The sequence below is a fragment of the Polaribacter sp. YIW18 genome (assembly GCF_057219325.1).
Genome location: NZ_JBXVVE010000004.1, coordinates 1 through 14202 on the forward strand (window position 1 = coordinate 1; position 14202 = coordinate 14202).

13 protein-coding genes, 2 tRNA genes and 2 rRNA genes are annotated in these 14202 nt (G+C 30.2%); 10 read left to right on the forward strand and 7 right to left on the reverse strand.

What is annotated here, in order from left to right:
* The 4 genes from AC2D6T_RS05420 to cmk all read left to right on the forward strand — a co-directional run.
* Positions 1-88 (forward strand): 23S ribosomal RNA (locus tag AC2D6T_RS05420); the annotation flags it as partial.
* Between the two features lie 193 nt (positions 89-281).
* Positions 282-391: ribosomal RNA gene (rrf, locus tag AC2D6T_RS05425) — 5S ribosomal RNA — on the forward strand.
* 190 nt (positions 392-581) lie between these two features.
* The gene (gene porQ / locus AC2D6T_RS05430) at positions 582-1613 is read left to right on the forward strand and encodes a type IX secretion system protein PorQ (protein ID WP_484680740.1); all 1032 of its coding nucleotides are present in this window, start codon (positions 582-584) and stop codon (positions 1611-1613) included.
* A gap of 1 nt (position 1614) precedes the next feature.
* The gene (gene cmk / locus AC2D6T_RS05435) at positions 1615-2304 is read left to right on the forward strand and encodes a (d)CMP kinase (protein WP_484680741.1); all 690 of its coding nucleotides are present in this window, start codon (positions 1615-1617) and stop codon (positions 2302-2304) included.
* Positions 2305-2450: 146 nt separating this feature from the next.
* Here the strand turns inward: cmk and AC2D6T_RS05440 are convergent, their stop codons facing one another.
* The gene (locus tag AC2D6T_RS05440; protein ID WP_484680742.1) at positions 2451-3080 is read right to left on the reverse strand and encodes a 7-carboxy-7-deazaguanine synthase QueE; all 630 of its coding nucleotides are present in this window, start codon (positions 3078-3080) and stop codon (positions 2451-2453) included.
* 482 nt (positions 3081-3562) lie between these two features.
* Here AC2D6T_RS05440 and rpsA point away from each other — a divergent pair, with 482 nt between their 5' ends.
* From rpsA to AC2D6T_RS05455, 3 genes are all read left to right on the forward strand, one after another.
* Positions 3563-5398 carry a 30S ribosomal protein S1 gene (gene rpsA / locus AC2D6T_RS05445; RefSeq protein ID WP_484680743.1) on the forward strand — a complete coding sequence of 612 codons (1836 nt, stop codon included), beginning with the start codon at positions 3563-3565 and terminating at the stop codon, positions 5396-5398.
* Positions 5399-5721: 323 nt separating this feature from the next.
* Entirely contained in the window at positions 5722-7110 is a 1389-nt protein-coding gene (glmM, locus tag AC2D6T_RS05450) for a phosphoglucosamine mutase (protein ID WP_484680744.1), read from the forward strand.
* A gap of 10 nt (positions 7111-7120) precedes the next feature.
* A complete protein-coding gene (locus AC2D6T_RS05455) occupies positions 7121-8587 on the forward strand; it encodes an aminotransferase class V-fold PLP-dependent enzyme (RefSeq protein ID WP_484680745.1) in 1467 nt (488 codons plus the stop codon).
* Between the two features lies 1 nt (position 8588).
* Here the strand turns inward: AC2D6T_RS05455 and AC2D6T_RS05460 are convergent, their stop codons facing one another.
* A complete protein-coding gene (locus tag AC2D6T_RS05460; protein WP_438988186.1) occupies positions 8589-9479 on the reverse strand; it encodes a lysophospholipid acyltransferase family protein in 891 nt (296 codons plus the stop codon).
* 83 nt (positions 9480-9562) lie between these two features.
* Between AC2D6T_RS05460 and AC2D6T_RS05465 the strand changes: the two genes are divergently transcribed.
* A complete protein-coding gene (locus tag AC2D6T_RS05465) occupies positions 9563-10219 on the forward strand; it encodes a rhomboid family intramembrane serine protease (protein WP_484680746.1) in 657 nt (218 codons plus the stop codon).
* Between the two features lie 47 nt (positions 10220-10266).
* On the opposite strand, the gene AC2D6T_RS05470 is transcribed toward AC2D6T_RS05465, so the two are convergent.
* Positions 10267-10339 (reverse strand) — tRNA-Gly (locus AC2D6T_RS05470).
* Positions 10340-10650: 311 nt separating this feature from the next.
* A tRNA-Met gene (locus tag AC2D6T_RS05475) sits at positions 10651-10724 on the reverse strand.
* 108 nt (positions 10725-10832) lie between these two features.
* On the opposite strand from AC2D6T_RS05475, the gene AC2D6T_RS05480 reads away from it, so the two are divergent.
* Both AC2D6T_RS05480 and AC2D6T_RS05485 read left to right on the forward strand, forming a co-directional pair.
* The gene (locus AC2D6T_RS05480) at positions 10833-11216 is read left to right on the forward strand and encodes an START-like domain-containing protein (RefSeq protein WP_484680747.1); all 384 of its coding nucleotides are present in this window, start codon (positions 10833-10835) and stop codon (positions 11214-11216) included.
* Positions 11217-11316: 100 nt separating this feature from the next.
* Positions 11317-12150, forward strand: a complete 834-nt coding sequence (locus AC2D6T_RS05485) for an aminotransferase class IV (protein ID WP_484680748.1) — start codon at positions 11317-11319, stop codon at positions 12148-12150.
* On the opposite strand, the gene AC2D6T_RS05490 is transcribed toward AC2D6T_RS05485, so the two are convergent.
* From AC2D6T_RS05490 to fmt, 3 genes are all read right to left on the reverse strand, one after another.
* Positions 12147-12704 carry a YqgE/AlgH family protein gene (locus AC2D6T_RS05490; RefSeq protein WP_273518658.1) on the reverse strand — a complete coding sequence of 186 codons (558 nt, stop codon included), beginning with the start codon at positions 12702-12704 and terminating at the stop codon, positions 12147-12149. The genes AC2D6T_RS05485 and AC2D6T_RS05490 overlap by 4 nt on opposite strands.
* Before the next feature lie 90 nt (positions 12705-12794).
* Positions 12795-13094, reverse strand: coding sequence for an HU family DNA-binding protein (locus AC2D6T_RS05495; RefSeq protein ID WP_273518661.1), 300 nt, complete (start codon positions 13092-13094; stop codon positions 12795-12797).
* Between the two features lie 161 nt (positions 13095-13255).
* A complete protein-coding gene (gene fmt / locus AC2D6T_RS05500; RefSeq protein WP_484680749.1) occupies positions 13256-14200 on the reverse strand; it encodes a methionyl-tRNA formyltransferase in 945 nt (314 codons plus the stop codon).
* Positions 14201-14202: the final 2 nt, after the last annotated feature.

Here is a 14202-nt window from a genome sequence, read left to right on the forward strand (position 1 = left end):
CGTTGGAGATGACAACGTTGATAGGCTATAGGTGTAAAGGCAGTAATGTCATAGCCGAGTAGTACTAATAACCCATAGACTTATGTACGCTTCCCGAGCTTCGGCTCGGGAGACACTCTTTTTTTCTTGTACTGAACTTGTTTTAGTATCTAATGAAACTTACAATATTATTTTACCATATGTTAACTTATTGCAAGCCTAGCTTGCAGTTGTTAGCTTTTAGTCTTTAGACGTTAGTTTTTTACTAACGACTATCAACCAATAACTAATAACCAAATTCTTAGGGTGGTTATAGCATTGGGGCTCACCTCTTCCCATACCGAACAGAGAAGTTAAGCCCAATAGCGCCGATGGTACTGCATTTTTGTGGGAGAGTAGGTCGCTGCCTTTCTTTAAGTTTCTGACTTATCAGAAATTACAAAACCTCATATCATACGATATGAGGTTTTTTTTTTAAACTCCTTTTTAGTTTTTGTTATCGTAGCTTTATTATATACATTAGTATAATTAAATTAAGTATTTAAAATATATTGATTTATTTTCGTTACTATTATAATACTTTGTTTCTTTGTTATAGGTTTATGAAATTACCTTTATTTTTTCTGTTTATAAGTATTCTTTTTATTTTTCCTACAAATGGACAAGTTGGAGGGGAACAGGCTTACCAGTTTTTAAATGTTTCTACTTCTGCAAGACAAATTGCTTTAGGAGGTAAAACAATTAGTATTAAAGATGATATTAATCAACCTATTTGGAATCCTTCTTTTATAAATAGTAATTTAGATAGAAAATTGTCTGTAAATTACTCTAGTTATTTAGCAGGAATCAATATTGGATCTATTTCTTATGCAAGAGAAATATCTAGAAGATTTGGTACCATTCACGCTAATATAAAATATTTGAATTATGGTTCTTTAATAGGTGCTGATGCACAAGGAAACGAAACAGGTAGTTTTAGTGCAAATGATATTGCTTTATCCGTTGGTTATGCTTATAATTTACCAAATACTAATTTTTATTTTGGAACTAATTTAAAGTTAATTACTTCTACAATTAGTAATTTTAATTCTACAGGTGTAGCGTTAGATTTTGCATTATTATATTCTAACCCATTTAAACCTTTTTCTGTTACTTTAGTTGCTAGAAATATTGGTACACAGATTACCTCTTATCATACAGTGAAAGAAAAATTTCCATTAGAAATTTCTTTAGGTGGAAGTTATCAGCTACTGTATGTTCCTTTAAAATGGTATTTTACATTAGATAATTTACAAAAATGGGATGTTTCAGTACCTAATCCTTCAGAACAAATAACAGATTTACAAGGTAATGTAACATCAGAAAAAATAGGATTTATTAATAATACATTAAGACATTTGGTAATTGGTGCCGAATTATTTCCAGAAAAACTTATAAATATTAGAATGGGCTATAATTTTAGAAGAGCTGCAGAATTAAAGTTACAAAATGCAAGAACTTTTAGTGGCATTTCTTTTGGATTTGGTATAAAAATGAATAGATTTAAATTTAACTATGCAAATTCTAGATTTCATGCTGCTTCAAATGTAAGCACATTTAGTTTAGAAATTGATTTAGATAGTAGAAGAAGATAATATGAATAAAAAAATAACGATTGCTATAGACGGGTTTTCATCAACTGGAAAAAGTACTATTGCTAAATTAATTGCAAAAAAATACAATTTTATTTATGTAGATACTGGTGCTATGTATAGAGCTGTTACTTTATATGCATTAGAAAATAACTTTATTGGATCTGATTTTTTTAATGTAGATTCATTGGTTTCAAACCTTAAAAAGATCTCTCTTAAGTTTATTTTTAATGAACATTTAAGTTTTGCAGAAATGTACTTAAATGATATAAATGTTGAAAAAGAAATTAGAAGTCTTAAAGTTTCTCAATTTGTAAGTAAAATTGCTGAAATTACTGCAGTTAGAAAAAAACTTGTTTTAGAACAACAAAAAATGGGAGAAAATGGTGGTATAGTAATGGACGGAAGAGACATTGGAACCGTTGTTTTTCCTAATGCAGATATAAAGTTATTTATGACTGCATCTGCTGATAAAAGAGCTACAAGACGTTACAAAGAGCTTATAGATAGAGGAGATAATGTTAGTTTTAAAGACATTTTATTTAATGTTCAAGAAAGAGATCGTATAGATTCTACTAGAAAAGATTCGCCATTAGTAATGGCAGAAGATGCTATTGAGTTTGATAATTCTGATATGGGAATTGATGAGCAATTTGAAAGAATTTGTATTTTAATTGACAAAAAAATATCTTAAATCGAATTAGATACAAACAGATTAAACCTTTCACCGAGCCTCAAACAGGCTATTTATTTGAAATCTTTTTTGATTTTTCTTTAAAAAGACTGAGGACTGAAAGCAAGATAAAGTTTTGATAAAACTAGCTAAACAATTTTATTATGTTAAGGAATCTGCAAATATTTATGGGTTTGTAAAGAAATTTTCCATTTTGGATTTTTCATTACATACTCAACAATTTGCTCTGTTATTTTTTCTTTTTTACTCCATTCTGGTTGCAAAAAAAGTTGACATTTTCTGCCTACCTTTACTGCTTCTTGTTCTGCAAAATCAAAATCAGATTTGTTATGAATAATCATTTTTAATTCATCTGCTTCTTTGTAAACTTCATCTAAAGGTAACTTTGTTTTTTTAGGAGAAAGACAAAACCAATCCCATTTTCCAGAGAAAGAGTAAGCACCAGAAGTTTCTATATGGGTTTTTATGTTGTTTTTTTGAAGTAATTCTGTAATATAATCCATAGACCACATTAGTGGCTCACCACCAGTAATAACCACAGTATTTGCATATTTTTTAACATTTTCTACAATGGTGTCTGCCAAAGTTGGTGGGTGCAAATCTGCATTCCAACTCTCTTTTACATCACACCAATGGCAACCAACATCGCAACCACCAACTCTAATAAAATAAGCAGCTGTACCTGTGTGAGAACCTTCACCTTGTATGGTGTAAAATTCTTCCATTAATGGCAACATTATTCCTTTATCTACTAAATCTTGTGTTTTTTTATCCATGCTTTACTTTCTTGCAGCAACTATTTAAATCTTAATTTGTGCAGCTCCAACCAAATAGATTGCAAAGGTAGTTCTTGCGGGTATATTATCCTTAAAAAAGTACGATAAATTACATTCGTTATAGAAAAATCATTATTATTTATTAGTAAAACTTTATGTTTTTCAACATCTTTAAAACTTAACTTATGTTGCTTTATACAGCTTCAATTTTTTTAAAGTTTGTTTTATTTCTGCTTCTGTTTTACCTTTAATTCTTTACATGTGGTATAATTTTTACCAATTTTTCTTTCAGAAAAACACAAATTATGAGATTTTTTTAAAAGTAAGTCTTTAAAAATCAAGTATTTTTTGTAAATTTGCACTCCTTTTTACGAGAACAGATAAAGAAAAGGAAACAAAGAAAATAATTTATAAAAACATCTCTTTGCGTTTTAATCGTTAATAATCTGTAAAACAAAAAGATACAAATTTAATTTAGACATATGTCTGAAGAAACAAAAAACACTGAAGAGCAGGTTGCTGCTACAGAAGTACAAGAAACAGCAACTCCTGCTGTAGAAGAAAAACAAGACCCAAAACAATTTTTAGCAGACTTTAACTGGCACAAATATGAGCAAGGTATAGAAGCTGTTGATGAAGCAAAGTTACAAGAGTTTGAAAAAGCTTTAGAAGGAACTGTAGGTTTTGTAAACGAGCGTGATGTAATCGAAGGAACTGTAATTAGAATTACAGATAGAGATGCAATTATAGATATCAACTCAAAATCAGAAGGAGTTATCTCTTTAAACGAATTTCGTTACAACCCAAATTTATCAGAAGGAGATACAGTAGAAGTATTAGTAGACAAAAGAGAAGATTCTTCTGGTCAATTAGTATTATCTCATAAAAAAGCAAGAGTAATTAAAGCTTGGGAGCGTGTAAACAACGCACATGAAACTGGTGAAGTAGTTAACGGTTTTGTTAAGTGTAGAACTAGAGGTGGTATGATTGTAGATGTTTTCGGTATCGAAGCATTTTTACCAGGTTCTCAAATTGATGTAAAACCAATTAGAGATTACGATCAGTATGTAGAAAAAACAATGGAATTTAAAGTTGTGAAAATCAACCACGAATTTAAAAACGTTGTAGTTTCTCATAAAGCTTTAATTGAAGCAGATATTGAATTACAGAAAAAAGAAATCATTGGCCAATTAGAAAAAGGACAAGTATTAGAAGGTGTTGTTAAAAACATTACTTCTTACGGTGTGTTTGTAGATTTAGGTGGTGTAGATGGTTTAGTACATATTACCGATTTATCTTGGTCTAGAATTAATCATCCTAATGAGGTTGTAGAATTAGACCAAAAATTAAACGTTGTTATTTTAGACTTTGATGATAACAAATCTAGAATTCAATTAGGTTTAAAACAATTATCTGCTCATCCTTGGGAAGCTTTAGATAACGAATTAAAAGTTGGCGATAAAGTAACAGGAGAAGTTGTTGTAATTGCAGATTATGGTGCATTTGTAGAAGTAGAACAAGGAGTAGAAGGTTTAATACACGTTTCTGAAATGTCTTGGTCTACACACTTACGTTCAGCTCAAGATTTCGTAAAAGTTGGAGATAAAGTAGAAGCACAAGTTTTAACTTTAGATAGAGAAGACCGTAAAATGTCTTTAGGTATGAAACAATTACACCCAGATCCTTGGACAGACATTACCACTAAATATCCAGTTGGCTCTACACACACAGGTACCGTAAGAAATTACACAAACTTTGGTGTATTTGTAGAATTAGAAGAAGGTATAGACGGTTTAGTGTATATTTCAGACTTATCTTGGACTAAGAAAATTAAGCACCCATCAGACTTTGTAACTGTTGGAGACCAATTAGAAGTACAAGTATTAGAGTTAGATGTAGAAAACAGAAAATTAAACTTAGGTCATAAGCAAACACAAGATAACCCTTGGGATGCACATGAAGCTACCTACACAATAGGTTCTACACACGAAGGTACTATTAAAGACAAGAACGATAAAGGAGCAGTGGTAACTTTTGTAGATGGCGTAGAAGGTTTTGCACCAACTCGTTTCTTAGAAAAAGAAGACGGTTCTAAATTAGGAAAAGGAGATACAGTAGACTTTATTGTAATGGAATTTTCTAAAGAATATAGAAGAGTTGTAGTTTCTCATACTTCAATCTTTAGAGAAGAAGAAAAGAGAAATATTAAAGCTGCTGCTAAAAAATCTGCAGATGCAGAAAAAACTACGTTAGGAGATATTGGAGGTTTAGCAGACTTAAAAAAGCAAATGGAAGCTGGCGCAAAAAAGAAAAAATAATTTTCTTCCAGTTGTCATTCCTGTGTAAACAGGAATCTAAATATCCAAAAAGCCGATACAATTTTGTATCGGCTTTTTTGTATTCTGAACTCGTTTCAGAATCTATAAATAACTAATAACTATAATTTGGGCGTTCCCTAAAGGTCGGGCTTTACGTACTCGCTTCACGCAAAAAAGCGTGAGAGCTCAAACAAACACTTCAATCCCTAACGCTCTTATTTAGAAACTAAAAGCAATTGAAACTTACTACTTGTTAATTTATTTTAAAGACTCATTTAATAGAATTATCTTTGTGAAATCGATAAAAAAAGACAACCAAAATAATGACATTAATAAAATCAATTTCAGGAATTAGAGGAACCATTGGAGGCAAAACAGCAGACAATTTAACACCAATAGACGCAGTAAAATTTGCATCTGCTTATGGTGCCTTTATTAAAGAAAGAAATAAAGGAAAAGAAAGTATTAAAGTTGTAATTGGTAGAGATGCACGTATTTCTGGTAAAATGATTTCGAGCTTGGTTGCTAATACTTTAGTTGGTTTAGGGATAGATGTTGTAGATTTAGGTTTATCAACCACCCCAACTGTAGAAGTGGCTGTACCCTTAGAAAAAGCAGATGGTGGTATTATTTTAACAGCATCTCACAACCCAAAACAATGGAATGCCTTAAAATTATTGAACGAAAAAGGAGAATTTCTAAATGGAGCAGAAGGAGAAAAAATTTTGGCACTAGCAGAAAGTGAAGATTTTGAATTTGCAGCAGTAGACGATTTAGGAGTTTATACTAAAGACACAACTTATTTACACAAACATATACAAGAAGTTTTAAATTTAGAATTAGTAGATGTAGAAGCTATTAAAAAAGCAAATTTTAAAGTAATTGTAGATGGTGTAAATTCTACAGGAGGTATTTTTATTCCAGCTTTGCTGAAAGAATTGAATGTAGAATGTGTAGAGTTATATTGTACCCCTAATGGGCAATTTCCACACAACCCAGAACCATTAAAAGAACATTTAACAGATATTTCTAATTTAGTTGTAAAAGAAAAAGCAGATTTTGGTATTGTTGTTGATCCAGATGTAGATAGATTGGCTTTAATTTCAGAAGACGGTTCTATGTTTGGAGAAGAATATACTTTAGTAGCGTGTGCAGATTATGTGTTAGGTAAATTAGGAGGTGGAAACACCGTTTCTAACTTATCATCCTCTAGAGCATTAAGAGACGTTACCCAAAAACATGGAGGAACTTACTCTGCATCTGCAGTTGGTGAAGTAAACGTGGTTATCAAAATGAAAGAAACCAATACCGTAATTGGTGGAGAAGGTAATGGAGGAATCATTTACCCAGCTTCTCATTATGGAAGAGATTCTTTAGTGGGAGTTGCTTTATTTTTATCGCATTTAGCTCATAAAAAAATCTCTTGTAAAGCATTAAGAGATTCGTATCCAAGTTATTTTATGAGTAAAAATAAAATTACGTTAACACCAGCAATAGATGTAGATAGTATTTTAGAAACTATGGCGTCTAAATACGCTAATGAAGAAGTGAATACAATAGATGGTGTAAAAATAGATTTTGCAGATGAGTGGATTCATTTAAGAAAATCGAACACAGAACCTATTATTAGAATTTATACAGAAGCAAAATCGCAACAAGCTGCAGACGATTTGGCAAATAGATTTATTGCAGAAATAAAAGAACTTATTTAAACATTCTTATATGGATTTAGAAAAGTATTTTAATCAATTTAGAAAAAATATAGTCGGTATCAATCAAACTTTTACATCTCCTTATGGAGAGCAAAAATTAATGTATACAGATTGGACTGCCAGTGGTAGACTATATAGACCTATTGAAGGAAAAATGCTTGAAAAATTCGGTCCATTTGTAGCCAATACACATACAGAAACTTCTACTTCTGGTGCAGCTATGACTTTGGCTTATCACGAAGCTAGAAAGATTATAAAACGTCATGTAAATGCCAATGAAAATGATGTCTTAATCACCTCAGGTTCTGGTATGACAGGAGTTGTAAATAAATTTCAACGTATTTTAGGATTAAAAGTTACCGAAAATTTAAAAAACCATACAGCCATTCCAGAAGATATAAAGCCAATTGTATTTATATCTCATATGGAACATCACTCTAACCAGACCTCTTGGTTAGAAACCATTGCAGATGTAGTTGTTGTACCTTGTAATGATGACGGTTTAGTTTGTTTAAAAAACTTCGAAAATTGTATTAAGAAACACAAACATCGTAAAATTAAAATAGCTTCAATAACTTCTTGTTCTAATGTAACAGGCATAAAAACGGACTATCATAAAGTAGCAAAATTAATACACAGTTACAAGGGCTTGTGTTTTGTAGATTTTGCTTGTTGTGCACCTTATGTAGATATAAATATGCATCCAGAAAATGAGGATGAATATTTAGATGCTATTTTCTTTTCTCCCCATAAATTTTTAGGAGGTCCTGGTTCTTCAGGGGTTTTAATTTTCAACAAAAAATTATACAAAAATACCATTCCAGATAATCCTGGAGGTGGTACTGTAAGCTACACAAATCCTTGGGGACAACATGATTATTTTGATGATGTTGAAACTAGAGAAGATGGTGGTACCCCAGCTTTTTTACAAACCATTAGAGTTGCTTTGGCTATTCAATTAAAAGAAGAAATGGGAGTAGAAAATATAAAAAATAGAGAAAAAGAAATAAATAAGGTAATTTTTAAAACTTTAGAAAGTTTACCAGAAGTTAAAATTTTAGCTCCACAGCATAAAAATAGGCTAAGTATTTTTTCTTTCTACTTTACAAAATATCACTTTAATTTAGTGGTAAAATTATTAAATGATCGTTTTGGAATACAAACTAGAGGTGGATGTTCTTGTGCAGGAACTTATGGACATTTTTTACTGAATGTAGACCAAAAAACTTCTAACAAAATAAAAGATCAAATTTTGCATGGTTGTAATACTGAAAAACCTGGTTGGATTCGTTTGTCTGCGCATCCTACTATGACAAATAAAGAGTTAGATTTTATTTGCAGATCGTTAAAAGAATTAGCAAATAATATAGAAACTTGGGCTAAAGATTACGAGTATAACTCCATTAAAAATGATTATGCACACAAGTCTATTGCACCTGTTGAACATTTATTAGTTAAAAGCTGGTTTGGGTTGTAATTTATAGAAATTCCGCAGGAACATTATTGCTATGTTTAAATCTTTTATGAGACCATAAGTAGAATTCTGGTTGCTCTAAAATGTTTTTTTCTGTTAACTCGGTATAGCGATCTGTAACTTGATAATTTTCAAACTCTTTAGGTTGGTCTGTTATAAGCTGAAACTCCACTTCATAATGTCCTCTTTTTACTTTTTTGGCAACATAGTTTATTACTACCAAATCAAAACGTTTAGATAGCATTTCTGCACCTGTATGTACTGGAACTTTTATGTTAAAAAACTCTCGCCAATAATACGTTTTATGAGGTTGTGGAGATTGATCACTCAATAAAATATAAGCTCCTTTTTCTTTTTTAGAAAAGCGTTGTTTCATTCCCTTAATCATATCTGAGGTTTTGTAACCAATGACTCCAAATTTTTCTCTAGATTTTCTAACTGCTTTTTCAAAATATTTGTTGTTTAATTTGGTATAAGCACCCAATACATCAATATTTAAAACCAATGCCAAACTAGTTGACCACTCCCAATTTGCTTGATGTGCCCCTACTAAAGCAATATTTCTTCCTTCTTCTGCATATTTATTTACCAATTCTGGATTTTTATATGTGTACCTTTTTAAAATTTCTTTCTCAGAAATAGAAAACGCTTTTACACTTTCCATTAATAAATCCATTAAATGTTTAAAGAATTTTTTTCTGATACGTAGCAATTCTTGTTCAGGTTTATTGGGAAAAGCAAGTTTTAAATTTTCTAAAACAACTGTTTTTCTGTATCCAATTACATGATAAATCAAAAAGAAAAAAATATCAGATTTCATATATAAGATTCGCATAGGAAGTCTAGATAAAACCCAGATGATAGGATAGGTAATTGCAAAAACAATAAACTGCATAATCTAATTTTGTTCTTGCAAATATCGTATATAAATTTAAAACGAAAAGAGATATAGTAAACAGATTTTATTATGTTTGTGATATGATAGGAAATATAAATCAAGCAGTTTTGTTAATAATTGTAGCCAATGTTTTGGTTTCTATGAAAGGTTTTAGCGATTACTCTTTTTTAAATAAATATAAATTTCAAGTAAGTAGTATTTTATCTGGCGAAAAAATTAGAATGTTTACCTCTGGTTTTTTACATGTAGATTGGATTCACCTTGGGTTTAATATGTATACACTATACCTTTTTGGAAGCATTGTTGCAAACAGATTAGGGATGCCAAACTTTTTAATCATTTATTTTGCTAGCTTACTGTCAGGTAGTTTATACGCTTTAAAGTATCATAAAAAAGAACTTTATTACAGTGCTGTTGGTGCCTCTGGCGCAGTTTCTGGTATTGTTTATTCGTCTATTTTACTTTATCCAGGTATGAACTTATATTTATTTTTTATACCTATAGCCATACCTAGTTATATTTTTGGTTTAGGCTATTTGTTATATTCTATTTATGGTATGAAAAATAAAGTAGGTAATATAGGGCATGCAGCACACTTAGGTGGCGCTATGGGTGGCTTTGTGTTAACTTTAATTTTAAGTCCGTCTGTGTTTAATACCCATAAATTAATCATACTTCTTTTAGCAATTCCTATTCTTTTCTTACTAATTTTTGGCGATAAATTAAATAAAAACTAAATTTTGGGCATAAAAAAAGACCTTATTATTTCTAATAAAGTCTTTAGAGCGAAAGACCAGGTTCGAACTGGCGACATTCAGCTTGGAAGGCTGACGCTCTACCAACTGAGCTACTTTCGCATGGTAAAGAGCTACAAATATAAAATGTTTTTTAACTTCTGCAATGATTTTTTTTACAAAAAATAATCACTCTTTCGATTGCGCTTAAAATGAAATACTTAGTAGATATTTACGGAATTTTTTTTGGAATTTATATGTTTTTACTAACCACTAAATATTATTTTTTCTATTTAAAGCATAATCATATTCATTTAATTTTATAGGTGAATTTTGTACTATACTATTTTCTTTTTAAAAACGGCAAGAAAAATGAAGACATAAAAAAACGAATTGTGAGACACAATTCGTTGATTTTATTAACTTTAAGTTTGTAGCGAGGAGCAGATTTGAACTGCCGACCTCAGGGTTATGAATCCTGCGCTCTAACCAACTGAGCTACCTCGCCATTGGTTTGCGGGTGCAAATATAATTACTTTTTAGAGATAAGCAACAAGTGTTTTTAATTTTTTTTAAATAGAATTAATACCTATCTTGTCAACCTAACTAATCAACAATGGAAAAAGTTAAATTCGAATTAGAAATCCCTGTACATGCATCTCCAAACATGCTTTATCAATACATTTCTTCTCCATCTAATTTGCAAGAATGGTTTGCAGATAAAGTAAACTCTAGAGGTAAAATATTTAGTTTTATTTGGGATGATACTGAAGAAAAAGCCGAGTTAATAACTAAGAAAACAGATGATAGAATTCGCTGGAAATGGTTAGAAAGTGAAAATGATGAAAGTTATTTTGAAATAAAGATACAAGTAGACTCTTTGACAAAAGATGTTTCTTTGATTGTTACAGATTTTGCAGATGATGAAGATGAAGTAGAGGAGTCTAAACAACTTTGGGAAAATCAAATAGACGAATTAAAGCATACTATAGGTGCTTAATTAATAATATTACAAAATAAAAGCCAGCATAATTGCTGGTTTTTTTATGCTTTAAATCTATCTATTTATAGTAATTTTGTTTTTTTTAAAATAATGAAGAATGATAAATTTTAATGGAGAGTTATTGTTTAAAGAAAACGTAAAGTTAACCACGAATAACAGAGGTTTTAAATACGGAGATGGTATTTTTGAAACCATAAAAGTGGTAAACAATAAAATTATTTTTTGGGAAGATCATTACTTTAGACTAATGGCATCTATGAGAATGCTGCGTATGAAAATTCCTATGAAGTTTACTTTAGAATTTTTAGAAAAAGAAATTTTAAAAACAACTGCAGTTTTAGAGAATGTTACAACAAATAGGGTTCGTTTAAATGTGTTTAGAAAAGATGGTGGTTTATACACTCCAGAAACAAATCAAATAGATTATTTAATAGAAGCTTCTGCAGCAAATTATAAGGTAAAAGAAAACTATCATGTAGATGTTTTTAAAGATTTTTATAATTATTCTGGTTTGTTATCAACCATAAAAACAAACAACAGAATGCTAAATACATTAGCTAGTATTTTTGCTGATGAGAATGACTTAGACAACTGTATTCTTTTAAACGAAAGAAAAGGAGTCGTAGAGGTAACAAACGGAAATATCTTTGTAATCAAAGATTCAGTTATTAAAACACCAGCATTAACAGAAGGGTGTATTAAAGGGATTGTTAGAAAAAAATTAATTGATATTATTACAAAACATAAAGACTTTACATTAGAAGAAACAGCCATATCTCCTTTTGAAATTCAAAAAGCAGATGAGGTTTTTATAACCAACGCAATTATGGGAATACAGCCTGTTACTAAATATAAAAAGAAAAACTTTATAGTTAATTTTAGTAAAAAATTAGCAGCTAACTTAAAAGTATTAGAAATTGCAGGGAATTAATTTAAATTGATATTATTTGGTGCATTTGCCCAAAGTTTGTAGGCACCTCCTTTTTGTAACAGTTTGTTTTTCCAAAGTGTTTCTTCGTCTTTAGAAAAAATATTTTCAAAATCATTTTTTGCCACAAACCAAGAGTTTTCTTGTAGTTCTGTATTTAATTGATTTTTATCCCAACCAGCATATCCAAGAAAAAAACGAATGTCAGTTTCTTGTAACAAACCTTCGTTTAGCAATTGTTTTAATTGTTTAAAATTACCTCCCCAAAACACACCATTGGCAACTTCTATGCTATCGGCTAATAATTGAGGTATTCTATGAATAAAATATAAGTTGTCTTGCTCTACAGGTCCACCTTGATATATATTGAAAAAGCAATTTATTTCTGGTAACAAATCGTTAATGCTATAAGAAAGGGGTTTATTTAGAATAAATCCTACAGAATTATTTTCTGTATGCTCTGTCAAAAGAACAATTGCTCTGTTAAAAGAATCATCACTCAAAATAGAGGGTTCTGCAACTAATAACCTTCCTTTTTTAGGGTTTAGCATAGTCATTTGTTTTTCTTTAAATATAAAAAAAAATATAAAATAAAAAAAAACTCTCTTTAAAAAAGAGAGTTTTTATATTGTCTTAAACTAGAACGACTAGTTTACAGCATCGCTTAATCCAGCACCAGCTTTGAATTTTGCTACATTTTTAGCAGCAATTTGGATAGTTTTTCCTGTTTGAGGATTTCTACCAGTTCTTGCAGCTCTGTTAGATACAGAAAAAGTACCAAAACCAACTAAAGCAACTTTTTCACCTTTTTTTAATGAAGAAGTTACGTTACCTGTAAAAGACTCTAAAGCTGCTTTTGCTGCTACTTTAGAAATTCCTGCGTCAGCAGCCATTGCATCGATTAAATCAGATTTGTTCATAATAAATAAATTTTTAAATTGTTTAATAAATTTTTTTTTGCTTAAAAGCTAAACAAATATAGTAGGATTGTGGTTTTACGCAAATTCTAGTACCTAAAAAGGCCCTTTTTGTTAATAAAAGCATATCAATTGTTAATAAACCATACTTTGAAAAACCAAAAACGCTATAAACCACACCAATAAAGGCTTTACAACATTTTGGCTTCCTCAGAAAAAGAATAGCCATTTAGCAAACTTTTTGTATCCATTTTTTTCTTGCTAGAAAGTTTAATTTCATCAATAATAATAAATCCTTGTTTTACAGCAACCTTTAGTTCTTTTTTAGTTGTTATAATTTTTCCAGGCTTATTATTATGCATGGTAGTTTCTTTTTTTATAGCATATAATTTTGCAGTAATTTCTTCACCATTATTGTAAATAATCGTCCAAGCTGCAGGAAAAGGGTTTAAACCTCTAATTTTATTATAGATATTTTCTAAACTGTCGAACCAATCTATTTTTGTGTTTTCAGGATTTAATTTGGGCGCAGATTTTTGCTCTAACTCAGGCTGTTTTTCTGTTTTAATATCATCAATACTTATATAGTCTACAGTTTTGGTAACTAATTTAGCGCCTAAATCCATCAATTTATCATGTAAAGTGCCTACAGTTTCTGTGTTTAAAACAGGTATTGCTTCTTGTAAAATTATTTCGCCAGTATCAATTTTATCATCAATAAAAAAAGTAGTTACACCAGTTTTGGTTTCGCCATTAATAATTGCCCAATGTATTGGTGCTGCCCCTCTATATTGTGGTAACAAAGACGCATGTAAGTTAAAGGTACCATGTTTAGGCATTTGCCAAACTACTTTTGGTAACATTCTAAAAGCAACTACTATTTGTAAATTGGCGTTTAAACTTTTTAAATCTTCTAAAAATGTTTTATTTTTTAAGTTAGTTGGTTGTAAAATTGGTAAGTTTTCTTGTAAAGCATATTTTTTTACAGCAGACTCGTTTAGTTTTCGTCCTCTACCAGCAGGTTTATCTGGTGCGGTAATTACACCTACTACATTATAATTATTGTCTACCAAATGTTTTAGAATGGCTACAGCAAAATCTGGTGTACCCATAAATACGATACGTAAATCTTTCATAA

What these genes read in the sequence shown, in the direction of transcription:
- AC2D6T_RS05480 (WP_484680747.1), top strand. Translation starts at nt 10,833, where the DNA reads ATGGAAAAAGTTAAATTCGAATTAGAAATCCCTGTACATGCATCTCCA.
- porQ (WP_484680740.1), top strand. Translation starts at nt 582, where the DNA reads ATGAAATTACCTTTATTTTTTCTGTTTATAAGTATTCTTTTTATTTTT.
- glmM (WP_484680744.1), top strand. Translation starts at nt 5,722, where the DNA reads ATGACATTAATAAAATCAATTTCAGGAATTAGAGGAACCATTGGAGGC.
- AC2D6T_RS05440 (WP_484680742.1), bottom strand. Translation starts at nt 3,080, where the DNA reads ATGGATAAAAAAACACAAGATTTAGTAGATAAAGGAATAATGTTGCCA.
- AC2D6T_RS05460 (WP_438988186.1), bottom strand. Translation starts at nt 9,479, where the DNA reads ATGCAGTTTATTGTTTTTGCAATTACCTATCCTATCATCTGGGTTTTA.
- AC2D6T_RS05490 (WP_273518658.1), bottom strand. Translation starts at nt 12,704, where the DNA reads ATGACTATGCTAAACCCTAAAAAAGGAAGGTTATTAGTTGCAGAACCC.
- AC2D6T_RS05485 (WP_484680748.1), top strand. Translation starts at nt 11,317, where the DNA reads ATGATAAATTTTAATGGAGAGTTATTGTTTAAAGAAAACGTAAAGTTA.
- cmk (WP_484680741.1), top strand. Translation starts at nt 1,615, where the DNA reads ATGAATAAAAAAATAACGATTGCTATAGACGGGTTTTCATCAACTGGA.
- fmt (WP_484680749.1), bottom strand. Translation starts at nt 14,200, where the DNA reads ATGAAAGATTTACGTATCGTATTTATGGGTACACCAGATTTTGCTGTA.
- AC2D6T_RS05455 (WP_484680745.1), top strand. Translation starts at nt 7,121, where the DNA reads ATGGATTTAGAAAAGTATTTTAATCAATTTAGAAAAAATATAGTCGGT.
- AC2D6T_RS05465 (WP_484680746.1), top strand. Translation starts at nt 9,563, where the DNA reads ATGATAGGAAATATAAATCAAGCAGTTTTGTTAATAATTGTAGCCAAT.
- rpsA (WP_484680743.1), top strand. Translation starts at nt 3,563, where the DNA reads ATGTCTGAAGAAACAAAAAACACTGAAGAGCAGGTTGCTGCTACAGAA.